A 22,195-nucleotide genomic window follows, 5' to 3' on the forward strand; every position below is an offset into this window, starting at 1 on the left:
CCATTCGTCGCACCCGAGGCACCAACCCAAATCCAGCGAGGCCCAAGATCAGGTAAGCATTCTGAAAAATGGAGGCGACACCCATGATCACTTCAAGGCTGACCGCATTCACCTTCGCCGCGTTGCTGTCCTCGGTGGCCTTCGCAGCTTCCACCTCCGGCACCGGGCCGACCGATCCTGTGCAAGCACCCAACTCTCCCGCAACCCAAGGCCTGCCCAAATTGAACACCGACGGTACTGGCGGCGGCCTGAACAATGGCCAGCCACCCGCCACCGGCACCGATCCGCGTGTGCAGGGTAATGACACGGGGCGCCAGGGTGGGATGAATACACCGGACTCGACAGCGCCTGATAACGCCGAGACCGGGGTGGGCTCAAAGACCACGACCGGTGGGTCGGGCTCCGAAGGTGGCGCCGCCAGCCAATAGCCTCTGCCCGGACATTTGAGGAGGAACTTCCCATGCCTCGTGGAAGCAAAGACAAATACACCGCCGAACAAAAGCGCAAGGCCGCACACATTGAAAAAAGCTACGAGAAAAAAGGTGTGTCCGAGAACGAAGCCGAGGCACGCGCCTGGGCGACCGTGAACAAGCAGTCCGGTGGCGGCGAACGCTCCGGTGGTTCAGGCCAGGAAAAGCCGGCGGCGGCCAAGAAAACCGACCGCAAGGAATCGGCCCGCCGCGCCGCCAAGACCCGCGAAGGTCACCCGCGCACCAGCAAAGCCTCCCATGGAACCCAGACAGTGGACAGCCTGATGAAGGAGGCCCGGGCGAAAAACATTCCCGGGCGCTCGAGGATGCGTAAGCAGGAGTTGGTGGAGGCGTTGCGCAAGGCGGGGTGATTGTCGGCGTCTGGGTGGACGCCTTCGCGAGCAGGCTCGCTCCCACAGGGGATCTGCGGTGTGCAGGGGGTCTGAGCCTCCCACATTGGATCTGCGCCGTGCCGAAGTTTCTGCGCCTGGCACGACACCTGTGGGAGCGGGCTTGCTCGCGAAAGCGGTGGGTCAGCGAAGGAGGTGTTGGATGTGCCGACGCCTTCGCGAGCAAGCCCGCTCCCACACTGGCTCTGTGCCTGTGCCGGGGTTCTGCGCCCTGGCACAAAAACCTGTGGGAGCGAGCTTGCTCGCGATGGCGGTAGATCAGTCGCCAGTAATCCTGCCGTCTAGCGTTGTTTCAAGCGGTCAATCACCACCGCCAGCAGCAGGATCGAGCCGCGGATGACGTATTGGTAGAAGGTGTCGATGTTCTTCAGGTTCATCGCGTTTTCGATGATCGCCAAAATCAGCACGCCGGCGATGACGTGGCGGATCATGCCGATACCACCGCTCAACGACACGCCACCCAGCACGCAAGCCGAGATCACGGTCAGTTCGAAGCCTTGGCCGATCATCGGTTGGCCGGAGGTCATGCGCGATGCCAGGATCACCCCAGCCAGGGCGCCGATCACGCCATGCACGGCGAAGATGATGATCTTGGTGCGATCAACGTTCACCCCCGCCAACAACGCCGCTTCCTGGTTGCCACCGATGGCCATGGTGTTGCGCCCGTAGGTGGTGTAATTCAGCAGCCAACCGAAAAACAGGAAGCAGGCGATGGTGATCAGGATCGGCACCGGTACGCCGAACAATTGGCCATTGCCGAACACGAAGAACGATTCCTGCGACACACCCACCGCTTTGCCGTTGGCAAAGATGTAGGCCAGGCCGCGGACGATCTGCATCGTTGCCAGGGTGGTGATCAACGCGTTGACCCGCAGCTTGGCGATGACGATGCCGTTGATCAGGCCAACGATCAGCCCCATCACCAGCGCCGCGCTGACGCCGAGGAACACGCTGTTGGTGTCGCGCATCACCACCGCCGCGACGACGCCGGCACAGGCAATCACCGAACCGACCGACAGGTCGAAGTGCCCGGACGCCAGGCAATACAACATGGTGCAGGCCGCGATGCCGGTGGTGGAAATCGCCAGGCCCAGGCCGCGCATATTCAACGGCGACAGGAAGTTGTCGATCATCAGGGTGCAGAGCACGAAGATGCCGACGGCCGCCAGCAGCATGACCCAGTCATCCAGGAAACGGCGCAGGTCCAGGGGTTTGCGTGCCGTTGGCAGTGCATTGTTTTGAATGGTCATGATTTACCTCTCAGTTCGCCGCGTCGGCAACGCGTTGGCGCGGCAGCGCCAGTTGCAGCAGGTTGGATTCGTTGGCCTGGTCACGCGACAGCTCGCCGCGCATGGCCCCTTCGCAGAGCACCAGGATTCGGTCGGAAATGCCCATCACTTCCATCAGGTCGCTGGACACCACAATTACCGCGATGCCGTCGGCCGCCAGGTTGTGGATGATCTGGTAGATCTCCGCCTTGGCGCCGATGTCGATGCCGCGAGTGGGCTCGTCCAGCAGCAGGACTTTCATCGGCATCGACAGCCAGCGACCGAGAATCGCCTTCTGCTGGTTGCCGCCGGACAGGTACATGATTTTCTGGCTGGCCGCCGGGGTCTTCACTTTCAGCGACTTGATCTGCTTGTCGGCATTGCCCCGCTCCCAGTCGCCACGCAACAGGCAGCCGAGCGTGGAATGAGACGAGCGCGCACTGATGTTGATGTTCTCGCCCACGCTGCCCAACGGAATGATGCCTTCCTTCTTGCGATCTTCCGGGCAGAGCAGCACGCCCGCGGCGATGGCATCCCTTGGTGAACGCAATTTCAGTTCCTTGCCGTGCAAGACGAGACTGCCCTCGCGCTGACGCTCCAGGCCACTGAGCAAGCGAAAAAGCTCGGTACGACCGGCGCCGACCAGCCCGAACAAGCCGAGGATCTCGCCCTTGTGCACCTGGAAACTCACTGGTTCGCGCAAGCCCGGCCCCAACAGGCCCTTCACTTGCAGCGCCACATCGCCGCGCTCCCGAGGACGGTAGTCATAGATGTCCTGGATATCGCGACCGACCATGCACGTGACGAGTTGATCATGGGTCAACTCGCTCATGTTCTCGAAGGTCCGCACGTAACGACCGTCCTTGAACACCGTCACCGCGTTACAGATACGGAACACCTCCTCCATGCGGTGACTGACGTACAGCACCACTTTGCCCTCGTCCCGCAGGCGGGCGATGATCGCCATCAAACGGTCGATTTCACGGGCCGACAGGCTACTGGTGGGTTCGTCGAAAGCAATGACGTGGGCACCACGGGACAAGGCCTTGGCGATTTCCACCAATTGGCGCTGGCCGAGGGACAGGCGACCGACTTTTTCCTGCGGGTCGATTTCGTCGGCCAGGCCCTTGAGCAGCATCAGCGCCTGCTGGCGCAACACGCCACGATTGACCAGGCCGAAACGCGCCGGCAAATGGCCGAGAAACAGGTTTTCAGCGACGGTCATTTCCGGCACCAGGTGCAGCTCCTGGTGAATCACCGCCACACCGCTGGCGATGCTGTCGGCAGTGCCCTTGAACGCCATCGTCTGCTCGCCGATCTGCAAGTCGCCGCTGCTCGGGATGTAGGCACCGCCCAGAATCTTGAGCAGCGTGGACTTGCCGGCGCCGTTTTCACCCATCAAGGCATGGACCTGCCCCGGATGGGCAACGAAACTGATATTGGCCAGCGCCTGCACGCCGGGAAAGGACTTGCCGATCCCGTTGAATCGCAAGCTGCCGCCGATGTTGTGTTGCCGTGTCGCTGTTTGCGCTTGCATAACCACCTCGAACTTACAGAGATCAAGCGACCCCGCCACTCAAGTGACCAGGGCCGCTTTTGAATCAACCGGCCGTCAGTTCCACAGGCCGATCTTTTCCAGCTCTTGCTTGAAGTTCTCCCGGGTGATCAGCGTCACCTCGTCCATGGCGGTGTACTTCGGCGGCTCCTTGCCGGTGGTGATCCACTCGTACATCATCGCGGCGGTGTTGTAGCCTTCGAGGTGCGGGCTAGGCAGCATCGAACCGAAGAAGCCGCTGTTGGGTTTTTTCAACTCACCGATGGCGTCAGTGCCGTTGATGCCGATGCCGATCACATTGGCCGCCTTGAACCCGGCGGCTTCGGTGGCGCGCACGCCGCCCAGCACGGTGTTGTCATTCATGCCACCGATGATCAGGTTTTTCGCGGCGCTTGGCAGTTTCACCAGGGCCGAGTTAGTGGAGTCCATGCTGCCGGGTACGTCGAGGGTTTTCAGGGCGGCTGTAAGGATGTGATCTTTCGGCATACCGGCATCTTCAAGAGACTTTATCGAACCGTCGGTGCGCTTCTTGCCAGTGTCCAATTCGTTGTAGGTGTTGATCACCGCGTAGGTGTCCTTCCAATCCCAGCCGCGTTTTTTCGCTTCAGCGGCCATGGCGGCGCCCTGCTTCTGGCCCACCTCGAACGCGGCCATGCCCAGGTACGGCACGTCTTCCATGAACTTGCCGCTGGCGTCGACGAAACGGTCGTCCACGGCAATCACCTTGAGATCGTTGAGCTTGGCCTTGGCCATGATGGCCGGGCCGAGGGACACGTCCGGCGGGCAGATCACGAAGCCCTTGGCCCCGTTGGCGGCCAGGCTGTCGATGGCCGAGAGGGTTTTCTCGCCGTCGGGCACGGCGATCTTGATCAACTGGAAGCCTTTATCCTTGGCCGCCTTCTCGGCAAACGCCCATTCGGTCTGGAACCAAGGCTCCTCGGCCTGCTTGACCAGGAAACCAATTTTTACCGCATCGGCCGCCAGCAAGTGACTGCTGAGACTGACCGCGGTAACCGCCAGGGCGGCGCGACACAGGGAACGGATCCCACGACGATGTTTCATAGTTGACTCCTTGTTTTTTTTATTGAAAGCCAAACGTCCAGGGTTCTGCTCCACCGTCGGTGGAAATGCGCAGGCTGGGCGGTTACATCAAGTTGCTACACAGCATAGGCCTGAATAGTCATATCGTATGATGATTGAATTACAGGCGAAGTTTCCCACTGCAATCCAAGAATATTCAGTCGTGGTACATGACCGAACGTCCCCCATCGATGGTGATACATGAGGCATTGATAAACGGTGCTTCGTCACTGGCCAGGAACACGGCCGTCATTGCCACTTCAATCGGTTGCCCGACGCGCCGTGGCGGGTGCAGATCCAGCGCACGCTGGCGTTCGGCATGGGGATCGGCAAAGCCGTTCCAGTAGTCGACGTTCAGTTGGGTTTCGATATAACCCGGGGCGATGGCGTTGACGCGTACCCCTTTTGGCGCGTATTCGATGCCCAGGGCGCGAGTCAGGCCGAGCAGGCCATGCTTGGCCACCGGGTAAGGGAAACAGCCGGGAATGATGTGGGACGAATGGACCGAGGCAATGTTGATAATGCTGCCCACGCCCTGCTCGATCATCTGTGGCAACACGGCCTTGCAACCGTACCAGGCGCCGTCCAGATCGATGGCGAAGCAGCGACGCCAGTCCTCCTCGGTCATTTCCAGCGGGTCACGGAAGACATTGACGCCAGCGCAGTTGACCAACACATCGATACGACCGTGCAGCTCGACCGCGCGCCGGGCCATGGCCTGCAAGTCCTGCTGCTTCGACACATCGGCCTGCAGCGCTTGCACATCGGCCCCGCGTTCACGCCAATGGGCGGCCACCGCCTCAACCTTCTGCGCCTGGATATCACTGATCACCAACCGGGCCTGTTGCGACGCGAACGCCGCGACGATGGCCTCGCCAATGCCCTGGGCGGCACCGGTCAACAGCACGACCTTGTCTTTCAGGCGCTCGCCCTTCGGTGGCTCCGGCACGGGGGGCAAGACCAAGGGCTCAGCCATGGTTCAAGCCTCCTGCGCGCGGGCACGAGAAAAACCGGGCATCCACGGATGACCGGCGCAAAGGCGCTTGAAAGAACAGTGGCCGGCGTACGCCGCCGGGGCGTACGGGGAAAGATCGTTGCATCACTTCACCTGTTTTGTTTTTTTAGTGTGAGTGCGTATTGCCGATGGAGCCGACTATAAACCCGGCCGCCAAATAATCTCAATATATATATTTACATCCCATATTTTGGGATTCAGCCTGCAAACCTTGTACACGCCACGCCAGGCACGTCGACACGCATCGACAGCACGGCACCGTCCAGCGGATGACCCAATGGGCTCGCCGCGCTGGTGATGTACAACGTCTTGAGGTCTTCGCCGCCGAACACACAACTGGTCGGGCGGCTGACGGGCAGTTCGATCACCCGATCGACCTGCCCGTCCGGATTCAGCCGCAACAAGCAACTGCCGTCCCAGCGGGCGTTCCAGATATAGCCCCGGGCATCCATCGCCGAACCATCCGGGCCGCCACGGGGATGGGGGCCGAACCAGACTTCGGCAGGCGCCAGGTTGCCTTCCGGGTAGATAAAGTGCCGATACAACGTGCCATCCAGGCTGTCGCCGAAATACACCGTGGTGCCGTCGGGGCTCCAGAGCAACGTGTTCGGAATACCCAGCCCGCGCAACAAGGGCATGACCCGGCCATCACCGGCGACGCGAAACAGTCCGCCGGAGCGCCGCTCGATGGGCAAGTCCTCGCCTTCGTCACCGATGTTGTTCTGCATGGTGCCGAGCCAGAGTTGACCCTGGGCGTCGCAACGGGCCTCGTTGGGACGATTGCCTGGCTGGGGATCGGCCATGCACAGCAGCGTCAGGCGCGGTTCCAGGCCCGGAGAATCGAGATCAAGGCGGTAGACCCCACTGCTCAGGGTCACCAAGGCGTCGCCACTCTGGGTCGGAATGAAAGCGGACACATGCTCGGGCATCTGCCAGATCTGTACGTTGGCGCCAATCAACCGCAGTGCCTGCTTGCCGGCGATATCGACCCAATACAACGCCTGGGTCGGCTCGTCCCAGAAGGGCCCCTCGCCCAACTTCGCCCGGTGTTCCGTCACAGCCGTCCACTTCATTGAAATCTCCCGTTCCCGGCTTGCCCGGCAGCGTCTGTTCGACCGGCCATGACATTGGGGTAAAAGCGTTTGATGGCCAGGTCAGCGTTATCGATCAGGGTCATGCAGGCCCAGACGCCCCGCGCCGCGTCACGGGCGGCGATGGCGTCGGCGATGTCCTTGTGGATGGGCAAGGTGCGGCGCAGCTCATCCGGGTCGGCCGCCGATACTTCGAACGACACCGCCAGCAGCGCCCCCAGGGCCGGAACCATTTGCTCGATGAACTGATTATGGCTGGCAGCGAGGATGCACTCATGGAAAAACTGGTCGGCACGGTTGTAATCGGCGCCGCTGTCCACAGCTCGCTCCAGCGCATGGTAGGCCAGGCGAATCGCCTGCACCTGATCGGCCGTGGCCCGCTCGCAGGCCCAGCGCACCGCCATCGGCTCGATGGTGCGACGCAGGTCCAGCAAGTCGTCGACAAAGTTTTCCGGCAGGCCGCTGCGTGACAGCCAGCCCACCACTTGAGGGTCGAACAGGTTCCAGCGCCGCACCGGCAACACCCGCGTGCCGACTTTCGGCCCGACTTCCAGCATGCCTTTGGCCACCAGGGTCTTGATCGCCTCGCGAATCACCGTGCGACTGACGCCCAGTTGCTCGCCCAAGTCCGCTTCGACCTTGATGGTTTGCCCAGGCTTGACCTGGCCGGCGGCTATCCAGCCCCCCAGCCAATCGACGGTCGATGCATGAAAACTGCTGGACATGAAAACCCCGCGGGCCACTCTTATTGGAGACCCACGCTAATCATCATATGATTGGGTGTCAATTTGAATTTTGCATACCCCTGTGGGAGCGAGCTTGCTCGCGATAGCAGTCGTCCAGCCGACACAGATGTTGGGTCAACCATCACTCCCGCAAGGGGTCAGGGCTCCAGGCCGATAGGGAAAAACTCGCCGCCGCTCCACACGCCCAACCAGCGCTGTCCGTCGATCTCGCGGCTGACCGCCAGCTCCACCAGTTGGTAGAACACATTACGATGGATCAGTGCTTCGAGATTGCTGCGCACATGCACGTAGGGCGCGGGTTCCTGGGTCTGGGGATCGATCACCACCCGCAGCGGATGCTCGGCACCGGCCTCAGTGGTTTCCTCGACATTGGTGGTGAAGCGCAACAACTGCCCTTCCCCCTGCCCTTCGACCTCAAGGGTCACGGCCACGAACGGCGCGTCATCGACCTTGATGCCGACTTTTTCCACAGGGGTAATCAGGAAGTAATCATCGCCGTCGCGGCGGATGATGGTGGAGAACAGCTTGACCATCGGCTTGCGCCCGATGGGCGTGCCCAGGTAATACCAGGTGCCGTCCCGGGCGATGCGCATGTCGATGTCGCCGCAGAAGTCGGGGTTCCACAAGTGGACCGGCGGCAGGCCTTTGGTCTTGGGGATCTGCCCCAGCAAGTCATTGGCTTTTTGCGGTCCGCTCATGGTGACTCCTTACATTTATTCGTTGCTCATCCCCAGCAGGCTGCGGGCATATTCACGCAAAGGCGGGGCGATGAGGTCTTGTGGCTGCTTGTCGTGCAACGTCAGTAAACCGCCACGACTCTTGATCCGTGCAGTATCAATCAAATACTGGGTGCTGGTCTCGATCAACATGATTTGAATCACGCTGGTATCGACGCCCAGACGATCCACGGCTTCTTCATCCTGCCATTCGTCAGTGTTGCCAATGCGGTTGTCGGCCTTGGCGAAGCGGGTGTACAGCAAATAATGGGCGCCGGCGGAACGGGCTTCGCCCATGGCCTGGTCGAGGCCTTCGGGAACACGGGCGCGACGGACCATGGGGAAATATTCGATGAAGCCATTGAAGGCTTCCTCGGCCACGACGTTGGGACGCGGATAGGCACTGCCTGGCGGAGCAAAGGCGCCCTGGGCAATGTAGATGAACGAGTCTGGCTGAATACGCAGGTTGTTCACACGACGGCTGTCGCTATGGTCCAGCAGGCCAGCGTCGCTCATGTGGTAACGAACACCCTCTCCCATGTCGCTGACATTCATGCAGCCACCAAGCGCCAAAACGGCCAGCAGCAAAACCAGGCTACGCATCCTACCCTCCAAAAACCGGTGTCGGAAAACCGGCGAATGGTCGTGGGATGCAGCTTTTGCGCCAGCTCATCGAGATGGGGGGCAGATGTATCCAAGTGAATGGAAAATTGCTATCGCGGGCAAGCCTTGCTCCCACATGGTAAGCGTCGTACTTGTGGGAGCAAGGCTTGCCCGCGATAGCAATAGATCAGCCGCCGATGATTTTCATGATGGTCGCGCCGCCGGAGAATGCCACTTCCTGCTTGTCCCCCAACGCCTTGACCAGCAAGCGCTGAAGCGCCGGCAAGGCCTGGTGACGGGGCTTGTCCAGCAGGTCGCCGACGAAGTGACGGTTACTCGACGACAGGCAGCCGTGCAGCCAGCCCGTGGAAGACAACCGCAGGCGCGAACAGGTACGGCAAAACGGCACGCTTTCGTTGGCGATCACGCCAAAGTGACCCAGCCCCGGTATCTCATAGCGCACCGCCGTGGCATCCACCGGGGCGTCGGCTTGCAGGTATTCGTATTGATCGCCAATCAGGCTCAGCAACTGTTGAAGGCTGACGAACTGCTGCAAAAATGCGTTGGAATCGCTGGCCAGATGGCCCATGCGCATCAACTCGATGAAACGCAACTCATAGCCACGTTCCAGGCAGTATTCGAGCAAAGGCATCACCTGGTCCAGGTTCTGCCCGCGCAACGGCACCATGTTGACCTTGATCTTCATCCCGGTGGCCCGGGCCTGCTCCATACCATCAAGCACGGTCGCCAGGTCGCCGCCACGGGCGATACTGCGAAACGCGGCAGGGTCCAGGGTGTCGAGGGAAACATTGATACGACGGATACCGGCGTCTACCAGCAACGGCAGCTTTTTCGCCAGCAACTGGCCATTGGTGGTCAGGCTGATGTCCTCCAGCCCCATCTGCCCCACCGCCGTCATGAAACGCTCGAGCTTGGGGCTGACCAACGGTTCGCCGCCAGTGATGCGCAGCCGCTCGATGCCGGCGGCCTCGATCAAATAGGCTACGCCACGCGCCATGGCCTCGGCCGACAGTTCATCCTGCGCAGCCACCAACCGCTTGCCGTCAGGCACGCAGTAGGTACAGGCGTAATTGCAGGCGGAGGTCAGGCTTATCCGCAGATTACGGAAACGCCTGCCTTGACGGTCAACGATCATGGATCACTCCGGCACGAGAAAAATCGGACTCGCGAAAATTGACCTAGAAATCAAGATTCCGCAAGACCCAAGCCTGAGTATATTACTGGGACACTGCGCCATGTAAGCGGACATGGCGCAATAAGACAGCTGAATGTCTTGGCCTGTGCGGCCTTAGCTGCTCGGGACGTCGGTATCGCGCTTGCGCTTGTTGCCCATGCGCACGCCGATGTCCATCAGGAACTGGAAGAAACCTTCCTGGTCTTCCAGCACGTTGCTCCAGAACGGCGAGTGATACAGCGCCACCGCACCGTGCACCAGCGCCCAGGCAGCGCAGTAATGGAAATAAGGCGGCACGTCTTCGAGCTTGCCTTCGCTGATCCGGCCCTTGATCAGCAGGGTCAGGCGTTCGAAGTTCGAGGCGCGGATCTTGTGCAGCTCCTCGACCATTTCCGGCACCTGGTTGCCCTTGACCACCTTCTCTTCCAGGCGATCGAACAAGCGGTAGCGCTGCGGGTCGCGCATGCGGAACTCGAAGTAGGCCCGGGACAGGGCCTCCTTGTCCTTGTCCACATCGGCCGAGTGCAGCAGCTCGTTCAAATCGCGTTCGTAGTCGAGCATCAGGCGCAGGTAGATCTCCGCCTTGGATTTGAAATGTTTATAAATCGTGCCTTTGCCGATACCCACGGCATCCGCAATCATCTCGACGGTGACACTGTCTTCACCCTGGTCGAGGAACAACTTGAGCGCGGTGTCGAGAATTTCCTGCTCGCGGCGGCGAAACTCACGGACCTTACGGGGTTCTTTGTGCATAAGAAAAAGGTCTGAAGGGTCAAAATTCGAAGCCGGGTATTATGCCTAACTTACGCAAAAATGCACGGATCATCCGTTCTCGGCCACTGTTCTTCACAAAACCGTACCCACCCGGCTCGCCGTTTCTCACGCCAATGCGCCGCGCCTGCGAGCTTTGGCGACAGTGAGAACTTATCCGAAGCGAGCGTATTCCAAATTTGTTTAAAAACCGCCCCGGCCAGACTGGACGGGTTGGCATACTGATCAATACTTGAACTGTCGGCGCGACATCTCCCCCAAGTGACGCGCTGATGAAGGTACCAACGGACCGCGTACCTTTGTTTTACTCCTAATGGTCTTAACCCGGATTCACCCCCCAGAACCCGGGTTTTTTTTGCATGGAATTCAGGCTTGCGCCGGACGCACATGAGCCAGCGGAAACAATTGCTTAAAATTTTCCGTCGTCTGCTCGGCAAACCGTTCGTAGGACTCACCGCGCAGCATCGCCAGAAACTCTGCCACTTCCCGTACGTATTGCGGAAGGTTCGGCTTGCCACGATAGGGAATGGGCGCCAGGTAAGGCGAGTCGGTCTCCACCAACAGCCGATCAGCCGGCACCTTGCTGGCAACGTCGCGCAATGCATCGGCATTGCGGAACGTGACAATCCCGGACAAGGAAATGTAATAGCCCATGTCCAGGGCGGCCTTGGCCATGTCCCAGTCTTCGGTGAAGCAATGCAGCACCCCGGCCTGGGGCAGCGCGGCGTCACGCAGCAAGGCCAGGGTGTCGGCCCGGGCGCCACGGGTGTGGATGATCACCGGCTTGCCGGTTTGCCGGGCGGCCTCCAGGTGCAGCCGGAACGACGCCTGCTGCACGTCGGCGGCTTCCGGTTCGTAGTGATAGTCCAGGCCGGTTTCGCCGATGGCGACTACCCGTGGATGGTCCAGCTCACGCAACAGCCAATCGAGCGCCGGCGCGGCGTCGGGCTGGACATCCAGCGGGTGGACACCGACCGAGCAATCGACATCGGCATAACGTTCGGCCAGCGCCTTGACGTCGGCGGCGTTGTCGACGCTGACGCCAATGCACAGGAAATGACCGACACCCCGTTCACGGGCCGCGTCCAGCGCAGCATCCAGGGAGCCGCCATGGGCAGCGAGGTCGAGACGGTCAAGGTGACAATGGGAATCTACAAGCATAAAAGGCCGGGCTACATCGTATGGGTGGGACGGTCGGACTTCAGGGAGCCGGCCAAGTGGGTTTCGATCTGATTGCGGGCGGAATTGTCGCCGTCGCTGAATTGCACACCGACGCCGGCGGCCCGGTTGCCCTGGGCGCCTTTGGGAGTTATCCAGATCACCTTGCCGGCGACCGGGATCTTTTCCGATTCATCCATCAGGCTCAAGAGCATGAACACTTCATCGCCCAAGCGATAACTTTTGTTGGTCGGAATGAACAGGCCGCCGTTCTTGATGAAGGGCATGTAGGCGGCGTAAAGCACCGATTTGTCCTTGATGGTCAGGGACAGGATGCCGTTGCGTGGCCCGGGACTGACAGGTTCGTTCATGCTGATCTCCGCTGCGATTGAGCTGAGTTTAGGCGGTACCTGTCAGTTTCGACCAGGCAAACTCGCCCACTGCACCAACAGCGCCTCGAGCAACAGCACCCGATTGAGGTTCGCTTTGCCCAACACCTTCTGACGTTGGGCAAGAATCCAGTCCTGAATGTTCAAGATTTTATCCTGGCTGCTTTTTTGCGCCAGGTACTGGATCACCTTGCGCATGTCCGCCAACCCCAGGCCGGCCTCGTCCTCGGTCAACTGGTAACGCAGGATCAGGCTCGACCAGTCGCAGAACCAGTCAAACAGCAGGAGTAACGGGATGGCGTTCCAGCCCTCGGCCAATTGCGTGGGGGATTGTTGCTGCTTGAGCAGTTTCTTGACCCCGTCCACCACCAAGGCCCGCTGCTCACGCACGCCCTGGGCCTGAAGGCTGACAGCCGCCAGGGGCGAGCCGGCCGCCAGGGTCAGCAGCTCGACACGCTCTTCGTCGCTGCTGTCGGGCAAGGCCTGGGCCAGCCACTGCAAGCTCATCGCCTCGCTCGGCAGCGGGCAGGCCTGTTGCACGCAGCGACTCTTGATGGTCGGCAGCAAGCGACTCGGCTGGTGGCTGACCAGCAACAGCACGGTGTCGCCAGAAGGTTCTTCGAGACTTTTAAGCAAGGCGTTGGCAGCGTTGATGTTCATCGACTCGACGGGCTCGATCAGCACCACCTTGCGCCCGCCCATCTGTGAGGTCTGGACCACGAAGCTGACCAGGTCCCGAACCTGGTCGACCTTGATCGCCTTGTCCGCCTCTTCCGGTTCCAGCACATAATTGTCGGGATGGCTGCCGGCCCTGAGCAGCAGGCAGGACTTGCACTCGCCACAGGCGTTCGAGACACCCGGACGCTGGCACAGCAGGCTGGCCATCAGGCGCTCGGCCAGTGCCCGCTTGCCGATGCCGGCCGGGCCATGCAACAGATAGGCATGGGCATGCTGGGCACGACCGGCCAGTTGCTGCCAGAGGCTGTCTTGCCAGGGATAGGCTTCAGCCACGGACACGCTCCAGCAAACGCGGCAGCAAGCCGTCCAGGGACTGTTGGACCTGAGCCAGCGGTTGCGCCGCATCGATCAGCAGGTAACGCGCCGGGGCGGCCTTGGCGCGACTCAGGAAGGCACTGCGCACGGCGTTGAAGAAAGCCTGGCCCTCAAGCTCGAAACGATCCAGCCGGCCACGGGCACTGGCGCGGGCCAGGCCGATTTCCACCGGCAGGTCGAACACCAGGGTCAGGTCTGGTCGCAGGTCACCCTGGACGAAGGTTTCCAACGCGGCGATGCGCTCCACGGACAAGCCCCGGCCGCCGCCCTGGTAGGCATAGGTCGAATCGGTAAAACGATCGCAGAGCACCACCGCGCCGCGGGCCAGCGCCGGGCGAATCACCTCGGCCAGATGCTGTGCCCTGGCCGCGAACACCAGCAACAGCTCGGTGTCGGGGTTCATGACCTCTTCAATGGGTGCCAGCAGCACCTCGCGAATTCGCTCGGCCAGCGGCGTACCGCCCGGCTCGCGGGTCAACACCACCTCGATGCCGGCAGCCCGCAGGCGTTCGGCCAGGTATTCGCGGTTAGTGCTCTTGCCGGCGCCTTCCGGGCCTTCCAGCGTTATAAACAAGCCAGTCACAGGCGATCCTTAATCAAAGTCATTACGGGCTCGGCGGCTCGCTGGCATCCGGTTCGGGAGCAGGCACTTGGGGCGGCACCTGGGGTACAGCGTCGGGCGCCGTGTCGGGTGACGCCGCGGGAATGGGTGCCTGTTCGTCCGGCGTTGCCGGGGCCGGGCTGGAGCGGTAATCGGCACGGCGCTTGAGTTGGAATTCACGCACCGCGTTGTTGTGCGACTCCAGGTCATCGGAAAACACGTGGCTGCCGTCACCGCGCGCGACGAAGTAAAGGCTGTTGCCCGACACCGGGTTCAATGCCGCATGAATCGCTTCGCGCCCCACCATCGCAATCGGCGTCGGCGGCAAGCCCGGGATCAAGTAGGTGTTATAGGGGTTCTCTTCTTTCAGATGGGCGCGGGTGAGTTTGCCGGTGTAGCGCTCGCCCAGGCCATAGATCACCGTGGGGTCGGTCTGCAGCAGCATGCCCAGGCGCATGCGCCGCACAAAGACGCCGGCAATCTGCCCGCGTTCCTGGGGCACACCGGTTTCCTTCTCCACCAGGGACGCCATGATCAGCGCCTGATATGGCTGGGTGTAAGGCACATCGGCGGCACGTTGCGCCCACTCTTTGGCGAGCACGTCTTCCAGGCGGTCGTAGGCTTTTTGCAGCAGGTCGACATCCGAGGTGCCGCGCACGAAGCGATAGGTGTCCGGGAAGAACCGGCCTTCGGGAAATATCCCGGAGTGACCAAGACGGTCCATGACCTGGCTGTCGCTCAGGCCGGTGAGGGTCTGCTGGAGCTTTTCATCCTTGGCCAGTGCGGCGCGCACCTGGCGGAAGTTCCAGCCCTCCACCAGCGTTACGCTGTACTGCACCACTTCGCCGCGCTTCCAGACACCGATCAGACCTTCCATGGTCATGCCCGGCACCATCCGATATTCACCGGAGTGCAACGGCTGGCCAGCGAGATTGAAGCGCCAATAGATCCGCAGCCAGAAAGCGTCCTTGATCAGGCCATCGGCTTCGAGGCGCTTGAGGGTTCCGGTCGGGGTGGTCCCGTTGGGCACGTCCAGCAATTCTTCCTGGGTGATGTTCAGCGGCTGTTGCAGCGCCGAATGAATCTTCCAGGCCGAAGCGCCCAACAACAGCCCTGCCAGAACCAGTCCGGTCTCCAGCAGCAGCAAGAATTTACGTCTCACGAATCAAACATCCAATAGCGCACGGGCAAGGGTTTGCAGTTTACGGGTGAGCGGGCCAACCGACCAGCGCGCCGAACCGCATCCGCGTACCGGCCACACGCCATAAACGCTGTTGCAGACGAAGACTTCATCAGCCTGGTGCAGCTGTTCGAGACTGATGTCCGTGATTTGCGTGGCGATGCCCAGGGACTTGGCTTGAAACAATAATTCTGCGCGCATCACGCCGGCCACGCCGCAACGGCTCAGGTCCGCCGTGAACAACACGCCATCGCGCACCAGGAACAGGTTGCTGAACACACCTTCGATCACCCGCCCGGAGGTATCCAGAATCAGGCCTTCGGCGTACTGCCCATCGCTCCATTCGGCACGAGCCAGCACTTGTTCCAGGCGATTGAGGTGCTTGAGGCCGGCGAGCAAGGGCTGCTCGGACAACCGCACGCTGCAAGGAAACAGCAGAACGCCTTGTTCGGCATGGGCGGCGGGATAAGCGGCTGGTGGGTTCCCTTGCAGGATGCGCCGGGCCGGGGTCGAGGGATCTGCGGCATAACCGCGCAGACTGTCGCCACGGGTCACGATCAGCTTCAGCACGCCGGCGTCCAGGCACCGGGCATAGGTATTCAGCTCGGCGCTCAACGCGCTCATGTCGACGTTGATCGCCAACCGCCGGCAACCGGTTTCCAGGCGTTGCAGGTGACGCTCCAGCAACACTGGCGCGCCATCGTGCACGGCGAGGGTCTCGAACAACCCATCGCCGTAAGCCAGGCCGCGATCTTTCAGCGACAGGACGTCGGCCGGCTGACCGTCGACCCAGCTTTCCATCAACCGGCGAACCGGCGGAACACCAGCGAACCGTTGGTCCCGCCAAAGCCGAAGGAGTTGGACAGCACCACATCGATGTCCATGCTGCGGGCAGTGTGCGGCACGAAGTCCAGGTCGCAGCCTTCGTCCGGCTCATCGAGGTTGATGGTCGGCGGCGCTGTCTGGCTGTTGATCGCCAGGACGCTGAAGATCGCTTCCACCGCCCCTGCCGCACCCAGCAGGTGACCGGTCATGGACTTGGTCGAGCTGACCGCCAGCTTGTACGCGTGCTCGCCGAACACGGTCTTGATCGCCTGGGCTTCGGCCAGGTCGCCGGCCGGGGTCGAAGTGCCGTGGGCGTTGATGTACTGCACCTGCTCGCCGTTGAGTTTCGCATCACGCAAGGCGTTGGCGATGCAACGGGCAGCACCGGCGCCATCGGCCGGTGGCGACGTCATGTGGTACGCATCGCCACTGGTGCCAAAGCCGATCAGCTCGGCATAGATGGTCGCGCCGCGCGCCTTGGCGTGCTCCAGCTCCTCGAGCACCAGCGCACCGGCACCGTCGGACAGTACGAAGCCATCGCGGCCCTTGTCCCACGGCCGGCTCGCGCGGGCGGGCTCATCGTTGCGGGTCGACAGCGCGCGGGAAGCGCCAAAGCCACCCATGCCCAGGCCGCAAGCCGCCATCTCGGCGCCACCGGCGATCATCACGTCGGCTTCGTCGTACATGATGTTGCGCGCGGCCATGCCGATGCAGTGGGTACCGGTGGTGCACGCCGTGGCAATGGCGTAGTTGGGTCCCTGGGCACCCAGGTGGATGGACAGGAAACCGGAAATCATGTTGATGATCGAGCCCGGCACGAAGAACGGAGAAATCCGTCGCGGCCCCGATTCGTGCAGCGTGCGGCTGGTTTCTTCGATATTGGTCAAGCCGCCAATACCCGAACCCATGGCCACGCCGATGCGTTCACGGTTGGCGTCGGTGACTTCCAGCCCGGCGTTGCGCACTGCCTGGAAACCGGCTGCCAAGCCGTATTGAATGAACAGGTCAAGCTTGCGAGCTTCCTTGACCGACAGGTATTCCTCGACATTGAAGCCCTTTACCGAGCCGCCAAAACGGGTGGAATAGGCAGAAAGGTCGGTGTGTTCGATCAGACCAATGCCACTGCGGCCAGCCAGAATGCCCTGCCAACTGCTCGGCACATCCGTGCCCAGTGGCGACAACATACCCATACCGGTGACTACGACGCGTCTACGCGACACAGCACTCTCCTTTTTCTAATGACGACTTTGCATCAGGCCTAAAGAAAAAACCGCACGCCGTGATGGCAGTGCGGTTTTTCCATGACAGCTAGCGACGACTAAAAACGATTACGCCTGGTGGCTGGTAACGTAGTCGATAGCAGCTTGTACAGTAGTGATCTTCTCAGCTTCTTCGTCAGGAATCTCGGTCTCGAATTCCTCTTCCAGAGCCATCACCAGCTCAACAGTGTCAAGGGAGTCGGCACCCAGGTCTTCAACGAAGGAAGCGGTGTTCACAACTTCTTCTTCTTTAACGCCCAGTTGCTCGGCAACGATTTTCTTGACGCGCTCTTCGATGGTGCTCATACCTTGTTTTCACTCCTAATGGACAAATTCAGGCAGCTGGCCAGTGGGTAAGTGTATAGAAGAACTTTTCGGTTTTTCAACCGAAAGCTTCACTCCTCAAACCCTGCGGCCCGCCGTCTATAAATTGATTGCAGCTTTATAACGGATTTTAGACAGCTCGTATGACATTTTTTTGAAGCAATCCGTCACATTTAACTCATGTACATCCCGCCGTTTACCGGGATTGTAGCCCCGGTCACGTATGCCGCACCGTCCGACGCAAGAAAAGCGACCACGGACGCGATTTCTTGAGCTTGCCCCAGACGACCCAGCGGAATCTGCGTCAACAAGGCTTCACGCTGTGCTTCTGGCAGTTCACGGGTCATGTCGGTGTCGATGAAACCCGGTGCAACCGAGTTTACCGTAATCGAGCGCGAACCCACTTCACGCGCCAGCGCACGGCTGAAACCTTCCAGACCGGCCTTCGCCGCAGCATAGTTTACTTGGCCTGCGTTGCCCATGGCACCCACAACCGAACCGATACTGATAATTCGACCCCAGCGAGCCTTGGTCATGCCACGCAAAACGCCCTTGGACAGCCGATACAGACTGTTCAGGTTGGTGTCGACGACGTCGAACCATTCGTCATCTTTCATGCGCATCATCAGGTTATCGCGGGTGATACCGGCATTATTGACCAGGATCGCCGGCGCACCGAACTGCTCCTGAATGCTTGCCAGCACCGCCGCAACGGATTCGTCGCTGGTGACGTTCAGCTCAAGGCCGGTGCCTTGGATGCCGTTTTCCTTCAGGGTCGCAGCGATACGCTCGGCGCCCGAAGCGGACGTCGCGGTGCCGATAACGATGGCGCCTTGACGACCCAGTTCCAGGGCGATGGCCTGGCCGATGCCACGGCTTGCACCGGTCACCAGTGCAACTTTACCTTGCAGACTCATGCAAGCTTCTCCTGTTCAGGCCTGCGCTGCACGGGCGGCAGCGAAGGCGTCTGGGGTGTTGAGGTTGGAAGTCGACACGCCTTCGGCGCAGCGTTTGTTCAGGCCTGCCAGCACTTTGCCAGGGCCGCATTCGACCAGCTCGGTCGCGCCCTTGGCCGCCAGGGTCTGCACCGATTCGACCCAGCGAACCGGCTTGTAGAGTTGCTCCAGCAGATCACGCTTGAGGGTCTCGAGATCCGGCGCCACGCTGGCACTGACGTTCTGCACCACAGGGATCTGCGGGGCCTTCCAGTCGATGGCGGCGATGGATTCGGCAAAGCGCTCGGCAGCCGGACGCATCAGCTCGCAGTGCGACGGCACGCTGACCGGCAACGGCATGGCGCGCTTGGCACCACGGGCCTTGCAGCCCTCGATGGCACGCTCGACAGCGGCCTTGGCGCCGGCGATGACCACTTGGCCCGGGGAGTTGAAGTTCACCGCACTGACCACATCGCCTTGCGCCGCTTCGGCACAGGCGGCCAGCACATCGGCGTCTTCCAGGCCGAGGATCGCGGCCATGCCGCCCTGCCCGGCCGGAACCGCTTCCTGCATCAACTGGCCACGACGCTCCACCAGTTTCACCGCGTCGCCCAGGCTCAGGCTGCCAGCGGCTACGAGGGCGCTGTATTCGCCCAGGCTGTGACCGGCAACGAATGCCGGGCGCGCGCCGCCTTCAGCCAGCCACAGGCGCCACAATGCGATCGAGGCGGTCAGAATGGCTGGTTGGGTTTTATCGGTTTGATTGAGGCGCTCTTCCGGCCCTTGCTGGGTCAGTGCCCAGAGGTCATAGCCGAGCGCAGCGGAAGCTTCTTTGAATGTTTCGAGGATCAGCGGGTATTGCGCGCCCAGCTCGGCCAGCATGCCGAGGGACTGCGAGCCCTGTCCTGGAAAGACGAATGCGAGGGAAGCAGACATGAAAACAAAGCCCCTAATGATCTTGTCGTCAAAAATTGACGCCCCTGGGGGCGTTAGCAAACTGAAAGTTGGATGGCGGCTTGAACCGACCGGTCACATTTAAGCATTGTCGGACGAAAACGCCTAAGTTAACAAATCCTCGAGGCGACCACGCAAGCGCTCCGGCAGGTTTTCCTGGATCTCGATCACTGCCCGGTTGATCGCGCTCTGGAACCCCTGCACGCCCGCCGAACCGTGGCTCTTGATCACGATTCCCTGCAACCCGAGAAAACTCGCACCGTTGTGCCGCGCCGGCGCCAGGTCGGCCTGCAACCGACGCATCAACGGCAGTGCCAGGGCGCCAACTACCCGCGAGGCGAAGCCCTGCTTGAACAAGGCCTCGATGCGCTGGCCGATCATGGTCGCCAGGCCTTCGCTGGACTTGAGCAGGATATTGCCAACGAAGCCATCGCACACCACCACATCGGCCTCGCCACGGTACAAGCCATCGCCTTCGACGAAGCCGATGTAGTTGATGCCGCGCGCGCCCTGCAGCAGCGTGGCCGCCAGCTTGACCTGCTGGTTGCCCTTGATGTCTTCGGTGCCGATGTTCAGCAACGCCACACGAGGGCGCACGATGCCCAGGGTTTGCGCCGCGACCGAGCCCATCACCGCAAATTGCAGCAAATGCTCGGCACTGCAATCGACGTTGGCCCCCAGGTCGAGCAACTGGCAAAACCCACGCTGAGTCGGAATCGCCGCCACCATCGCGGGTCGGTCGATCCCCGGCAAGGTCTTGAGTACGTAGCGCGACAGCGCCATCAGCGCACCGGTATTGCCGGCACTGACACATGCCTGGACCTTGCCATCGCGCAGCAGCTCAAGGGCCACCCGCATCGAGGCGTCAGGTTTGCCACGCAGGACCTGGGCCGGTTTTTCGTCCATGGTGATGATTTCGGACGCCGGGGCAATCGTCAGGCGCGCGCGATCGACAGCCGATTGGCCGCTGAGCATTTCTTCCAGGAGGGAGGGTTGACCGACGAGGGTCAGGTGCAGCGAGGGTGTAGCATTCAGACAAGCAAGGCTGGCCTGAACAATGCTGCGGGGACCGAAGTCCCCGCCCATTGCGTCAATCGCGATGACTTGAGCGGACAAGTGATTACTCGTCGGCGCCCTTGTCGATCACTTTACGGCCACGGTATACGCCTTCTGGCGATACGTGGTGACGCAGGTGAACTTCACCAGTGGTTTTTTCTACGGACAGGGTGCTAGCCTCGAGAGCGTCGTGCGAACGGCGCATGTCACGGGCAGAGCGGGATTTTTTGTTCTGCTGAACAGCCATAATTGATTAACTCCTAAACGTTTGGGTCACGCTTTAACTGCGCCAATACACTGAACGGGTTGGACCGCGTTACCTCGTCCTCGCTCGGTTCGGGCTCATCTGCTCCCGCCGGCTGCTGGCATTCTTCCGGATGATGAGCAGGCACAATGGGCAAGGCGAGCAGAAGCTCCTCCTCGATCAGTGACTGCAGATCCAATGGATCTTCGCCCAGTTCCAGCACGTCATAACCTTTCGGCAACGACTGGGTATTCGCACCCTCCTTCACCACGGCGTAACTGCATTCGCTGTGGATCGGCAGGGTGACCAGCTCAAGACAACGCTGGCAAACCATTTTGACTTCAGTGTCGATAAAGCTGTGGATTACCACAGATTTACGTTCATCTCGTTCAAAAACGAATTTGGCCTGGACCGTACCGACATCGTCGGAAAGCGGGTCGCAGAGTCTCTTCAAATTGGCCAGCAGCAGTTCACCTTGAAGGGTGGTGCCACGGTCAGCCAATTTGCGCGGGTCAACGTGAGGTGGAATCGGGTCATTCAACATAGGCGCAGCATTATAGGGATGCCCCCGGCCATGTCAAAGGAAATTCAGCCCTGTCCGTCACTTGCGCGCCTCGCTAGAATTCGCCCCTGCCTTTTGGAGCCGCCCATGCTGCCTTTATTACTTGCCTCAAGCTCGGTCTATCGCCGGGAATTGCTTGCCCGATTGGGACTGCCGTTCGTCTGCAGCTCACCCGACATCGACGAAAGCCATCGCCCCGGCGAGCCCGCCCTTGAACTGGTCAAGCGCCTGGCCCGGGAAAAAGCCCTGGCACTGGCCGACAGCCACCCGGCACACCTGATCATCGGTTCAGACCAGGTCGCCGTGCTCGGCGAACGCATCCTGGGCAAGCCTCACACCTTCGAGAACGCTCGCGAGCAACTGCTGGCTGCCAGCGGCACCAAGGTCACGTTCCTGACCGGCCTGGCACTGCTCAACAGCCAGACCGGCGCCTGCCAGGTCGACTGCATTCCGTTTACCGTCAACATGCGTACCCTGGACCCAGAGCGCGTCGAGCGCTACCTGCGGGCCGAGCAACCTTACGACTGCGCCGGCAGTTTCAAGGCCGAGGGACTTGGCGTGAGCCTGTTCCAGAGCACCGAAGGGCCGGACGCCACCAGCCTGATCGGCCTGCCACTGATTCGTCTTGTGGATATGTTGCTGGCCGAGGGCGTGCAGGTTCCCTGAGCCAACATACAACATGTGGCGAGGGGGGCTATTTGTGGGAGCAAGGCTTGCCCGCGATGCAGGCGCTGC

General features: G+C 61.1%; 26 protein-coding genes. 3 read left to right on the forward strand and 23 right to left on the reverse strand.

Annotation, left to right across the window (positions count from 1 at the left end):
• The first annotated feature begins 83 nt into the window (after positions 1 to 83).
• Positions 84 to 428, forward strand: a complete 345-nt coding sequence (locus AD662_RS20260; protein ID WP_018613594.1) for a hypothetical protein — start codon at positions 84 to 86, stop codon at positions 426 to 428.
• Between the two features lie 32 nt (positions 429 to 460).
• Complete coding sequence (locus AD662_RS20265; protein ID WP_053189624.1) at positions 461 to 841, forward strand: Rho termination factor N-terminal domain-containing protein; 381 nt, start codon at positions 461 to 463, stop codon at positions 839 to 841.
• A 320-nt stretch (positions 842 to 1,161) separates the two neighbouring features.
• On the opposite strand, the gene araH is transcribed toward AD662_RS20265, so the two are convergent.
• The 23 genes from araH to AD662_RS20380 form a co-directional block, all read right to left on the reverse strand.
• A complete protein-coding gene (gene araH, locus AD662_RS20270) occupies positions 1,162 to 2,130 on the reverse strand; it encodes an L-arabinose ABC transporter permease AraH (RefSeq protein ID WP_053180931.1) in 969 nt (322 codons plus the stop codon).
• Between the two features lie 10 nt (positions 2,131 to 2,140).
• Positions 2,141 to 3,685 (reverse strand): L-arabinose ABC transporter ATP-binding protein AraG, encoded by a 1,545-nt coding sequence (gene araG, locus AD662_RS20275; protein ID WP_018613592.1) that lies wholly within the window; start codon positions 3,683 to 3,685, stop codon positions 2,141 to 2,143.
• A 75-nt stretch (positions 3,686 to 3,760) separates the two neighbouring features.
• Positions 3,761 to 4,765: a substrate-binding domain-containing protein gene (locus AD662_RS20280; protein ID WP_018613591.1), complete on the reverse strand. Its 1,005-nt coding sequence runs from the start codon at positions 4,763 to 4,765 to the stop codon at positions 3,761 to 3,763.
• A gap of 175 nt (positions 4,766 to 4,940) precedes the next feature.
• Entirely contained in the window at positions 4,941 to 5,759 is an 819-nt protein-coding gene (locus AD662_RS20285) for an SDR family oxidoreductase (RefSeq protein ID WP_053186253.1), read from the reverse strand.
• A 236-nt stretch (positions 5,760 to 5,995) separates the two neighbouring features.
• Positions 5,996 to 6,871, reverse strand: coding sequence for an SMP-30/gluconolactonase/LRE family protein (locus tag AD662_RS20290; RefSeq protein WP_053189625.1), 876 nt, complete (start codon positions 6,869 to 6,871; stop codon positions 5,996 to 5,998).
• Positions 6,868 to 7,614 carry a FadR/GntR family transcriptional regulator gene (locus AD662_RS20295; protein ID WP_003204233.1) on the reverse strand — a complete coding sequence of 249 codons (747 nt, stop codon included), beginning with the start codon at positions 7,612 to 7,614 and terminating at the stop codon, positions 6,868 to 6,870. Before AD662_RS20295 ends, AD662_RS20290 begins: the two co-directional genes overlap by 4 nt.
• Before the next feature lie 158 nt (positions 7,615 to 7,772).
• Complete coding sequence (locus AD662_RS20300) at positions 7,773 to 8,333, reverse strand: DUF1285 domain-containing protein (RefSeq protein WP_013693990.1); 561 nt, start codon at positions 8,331 to 8,333, stop codon at positions 7,773 to 7,775.
• Positions 8,334 to 8,348: 15 nt separating this feature from the next.
• Positions 8,349 to 8,954, reverse strand: coding sequence for a DUF4823 domain-containing protein (locus tag AD662_RS20305; protein ID WP_018613586.1), 606 nt, complete (start codon positions 8,952 to 8,954; stop codon positions 8,349 to 8,351).
• Positions 8,955 to 9,141: 187 nt separating this feature from the next.
• A complete protein-coding gene (locus tag AD662_RS20310) occupies positions 9,142 to 10,110 on the reverse strand; it encodes a GTP 3',8-cyclase MoaA (protein ID WP_014339493.1) in 969 nt (322 codons plus the stop codon).
• Between the two features lie 153 nt (positions 10,111 to 10,263).
• Entirely contained in the window at positions 10,264 to 10,902 is a 639-nt protein-coding gene (locus AD662_RS20315) for a TetR/AcrR family transcriptional regulator (RefSeq protein WP_003204240.1), read from the reverse strand.
• A gap of 384 nt (positions 10,903 to 11,286) precedes the next feature.
• The gene (locus AD662_RS20320) at positions 11,287 to 12,081 is read right to left on the reverse strand and encodes a TatD family hydrolase (RefSeq protein WP_018613583.1); all 795 of its coding nucleotides are present in this window, start codon (positions 12,079 to 12,081) and stop codon (positions 11,287 to 11,289) included.
• Between the two features lie 11 nt (positions 12,082 to 12,092).
• Positions 12,093 to 12,449, reverse strand: coding sequence for a PilZ domain-containing protein (locus AD662_RS20325; RefSeq protein ID WP_018613579.1), 357 nt, complete (start codon positions 12,447 to 12,449; stop codon positions 12,093 to 12,095).
• A 42-nt stretch (positions 12,450 to 12,491) separates the two neighbouring features.
• Positions 12,492 to 13,478: a DNA polymerase III subunit delta' gene (locus AD662_RS20330; protein WP_053180949.1), complete on the reverse strand. Its 987-nt coding sequence runs from the start codon at positions 13,476 to 13,478 to the stop codon at positions 12,492 to 12,494.
• On the reverse strand, positions 13,471 to 14,103 hold the full coding sequence (gene tmk, locus AD662_RS20335; RefSeq protein WP_053189626.1) for a dTMP kinase: 633 nt from the start codon (positions 14,101 to 14,103) through the stop codon (positions 13,471 to 13,473). Before tmk ends, AD662_RS20330 begins: the two co-directional genes overlap by 8 nt.
• Before the next feature lie 22 nt (positions 14,104 to 14,125).
• On the reverse strand, positions 14,126 to 15,283 hold the full coding sequence (mltG, locus tag AD662_RS20340; protein WP_053189627.1) for an endolytic transglycosylase MltG: 1,158 nt from the start codon (positions 15,281 to 15,283) through the stop codon (positions 14,126 to 14,128).
• Positions 15,284 to 15,286: 3 nt separating this feature from the next.
• On the reverse strand, positions 15,287 to 16,102 hold the full coding sequence (pabC, locus tag AD662_RS20345) for an aminodeoxychorismate lyase (protein ID WP_053189628.1): 816 nt from the start codon (positions 16,100 to 16,102) through the stop codon (positions 15,287 to 15,289).
• On the reverse strand, positions 16,102 to 17,346 hold the full coding sequence (gene fabF, locus AD662_RS20350) for a beta-ketoacyl-ACP synthase II (RefSeq protein ID WP_018613569.1): 1,245 nt from the start codon (positions 17,344 to 17,346) through the stop codon (positions 16,102 to 16,104). The genes pabC and fabF overlap by 1 nt, the downstream gene beginning before the upstream one ends.
• A gap of 108 nt (positions 17,347 to 17,454) precedes the next feature.
• Positions 17,455 to 17,691: an acyl carrier protein gene (gene acpP / locus AD662_RS20355; RefSeq protein ID WP_003175607.1), complete on the reverse strand. Its 237-nt coding sequence runs from the start codon at positions 17,689 to 17,691 to the stop codon at positions 17,455 to 17,457.
• A gap of 191 nt (positions 17,692 to 17,882) precedes the next feature.
• Positions 17,883 to 18,626: a 3-oxoacyl-ACP reductase FabG gene (fabG, locus tag AD662_RS20360; RefSeq protein WP_018613558.1), complete on the reverse strand. Its 744-nt coding sequence runs from the start codon at positions 18,624 to 18,626 to the stop codon at positions 17,883 to 17,885.
• A gap of 15 nt (positions 18,627 to 18,641) precedes the next feature.
• The gene (gene fabD, locus AD662_RS20365) at positions 18,642 to 19,580 is read right to left on the reverse strand and encodes an ACP S-malonyltransferase (RefSeq protein WP_033062931.1); all 939 of its coding nucleotides are present in this window, start codon (positions 19,578 to 19,580) and stop codon (positions 18,642 to 18,644) included.
• Positions 19,581 to 19,703: 123 nt separating this feature from the next.
• Positions 19,704 to 20,714: a phosphate acyltransferase PlsX gene (gene plsX, locus AD662_RS20370; protein ID WP_074849429.1), complete on the reverse strand. Its 1,011-nt coding sequence runs from the start codon at positions 20,712 to 20,714 to the stop codon at positions 19,704 to 19,706.
• Between the two features lie 4 nt (positions 20,715 to 20,718).
• Positions 20,719 to 20,901, reverse strand: a complete 183-nt coding sequence (gene rpmF / locus AD662_RS20375) for a 50S ribosomal protein L32 (protein ID WP_003179396.1) — start codon at positions 20,899 to 20,901, stop codon at positions 20,719 to 20,721.
• Between the two features lie 13 nt (positions 20,902 to 20,914).
• Complete coding sequence (locus AD662_RS20380; RefSeq protein ID WP_018613526.1) at positions 20,915 to 21,442, reverse strand: YceD family protein; 528 nt, start codon at positions 21,440 to 21,442, stop codon at positions 20,915 to 20,917.
• A 105-nt stretch (positions 21,443 to 21,547) separates the two neighbouring features.
• On the opposite strand from AD662_RS20380, the gene AD662_RS20385 reads away from it, so the two are divergent.
• On the forward strand, positions 21,548 to 22,126 hold the full coding sequence (locus tag AD662_RS20385) for a Maf family protein (RefSeq protein ID WP_018613524.1): 579 nt from the start codon (positions 21,548 to 21,550) through the stop codon (positions 22,124 to 22,126).
• Positions 22,127 to 22,195: the final 69 nt, after the last annotated feature.

This window comes from Pseudomonas kilonensis (assembly GCF_001269885.1).
GTDB classification, from domain to species: Bacteria; Pseudomonadota; Gammaproteobacteria; order Pseudomonadales; family Pseudomonadaceae; genus Aquipseudomonas; species Aquipseudomonas kilonensis.

Bases quoted from the DNA above. Each gene is read 5' to 3' on its own strand.
- fabD (WP_033062931.1), bottom strand. From the start codon at position 19,580: ATGTCTGCTTCCCTCGCATTCGTCTTTCCAGGACAGGGCTCGCAGTCC.
- acpP (WP_003175607.1), bottom strand. From the start codon at position 17,691: ATGAGCACCATCGAAGAGCGCGTCAAGAAAATCGTTGCCGAGCAACTG.
- araG (WP_018613592.1), bottom strand. From the start codon at position 3,685: ATGCAAGCGCAAACAGCGACACGGCAACACAACATCGGCGGCAGCTTG.
- AD662_RS20265 (WP_053189624.1), top strand. From the start codon at position 461: ATGCCTCGTGGAAGCAAAGACAAATACACCGCCGAACAAAAGCGCAAG.
- araH (WP_053180931.1), bottom strand. From the start codon at position 2,130: ATGACCATTCAAAACAATGCACTGCCAACGGCACGCAAACCCCTGGAC.
- AD662_RS20315 (WP_003204240.1), bottom strand. From the start codon at position 10,902: ATGCACAAAGAACCCCGTAAGGTCCGTGAGTTTCGCCGCCGCGAGCAG.
- AD662_RS20300 (WP_013693990.1), bottom strand. From the start codon at position 8,333: ATGAGCGGACCGCAAAAAGCCAATGACTTGCTGGGGCAGATCCCCAAG.
- AD662_RS20305 (WP_018613586.1), bottom strand. From the start codon at position 8,954: ATGCGTAGCCTGGTTTTGCTGCTGGCCGTTTTGGCGCTTGGTGGCTGC.
- AD662_RS20290 (WP_053189625.1), bottom strand. From the start codon at position 6,871: ATGAAGTGGACGGCTGTGACGGAACACCGGGCGAAGTTGGGCGAGGGG.
- pabC (WP_053189628.1), bottom strand. From the start codon at position 16,102: ATGGAAAGCTGGGTCGACGGTCAGCCGGCCGACGTCCTGTCGCTGAAA.
- AD662_RS20260 (WP_018613594.1), top strand. From the start codon at position 84: ATGATCACTTCAAGGCTGACCGCATTCACCTTCGCCGCGTTGCTGTCC.
- AD662_RS20320 (WP_018613583.1), bottom strand. From the start codon at position 12,081: ATGCTTGTAGATTCCCATTGTCACCTTGACCGTCTCGACCTCGCTGCC.
- AD662_RS20310 (WP_014339493.1), bottom strand. From the start codon at position 10,110: ATGATCGTTGACCGTCAAGGCAGGCGTTTCCGTAATCTGCGGATAAGC.
- fabG (WP_018613558.1), bottom strand. From the start codon at position 18,626: ATGAGTCTGCAAGGTAAAGTTGCACTGGTGACCGGTGCAAGCCGTGGC.
- AD662_RS20325 (WP_018613579.1), bottom strand. From the start codon at position 12,449: ATGAACGAACCTGTCAGTCCCGGGCCACGCAACGGCATCCTGTCCCTG.
- AD662_RS20285 (WP_053186253.1), bottom strand. From the start codon at position 5,759: ATGGCTGAGCCCTTGGTCTTGCCCCCCGTGCCGGAGCCACCGAAGGGC.
- AD662_RS20280 (WP_018613591.1), bottom strand. From the start codon at position 4,765: ATGAAACATCGTCGTGGGATCCGTTCCCTGTGTCGCGCCGCCCTGGCG.
- AD662_RS20385 (WP_018613524.1), top strand. From the start codon at position 21,548: ATGCTGCCTTTATTACTTGCCTCAAGCTCGGTCTATCGCCGGGAATTG.
- rpmF (WP_003179396.1), bottom strand. From the start codon at position 20,901: ATGGCTGTTCAGCAGAACAAAAAATCCCGCTCTGCCCGTGACATGCGC.
- AD662_RS20380 (WP_018613526.1), bottom strand. From the start codon at position 21,442: ATGTTGAATGACCCGATTCCACCTCACGTTGACCCGCGCAAATTGGCT.
- AD662_RS20295 (WP_003204233.1), bottom strand. From the start codon at position 7,614: ATGTCCAGCAGTTTTCATGCATCGACCGTCGATTGGCTGGGGGGCTGG.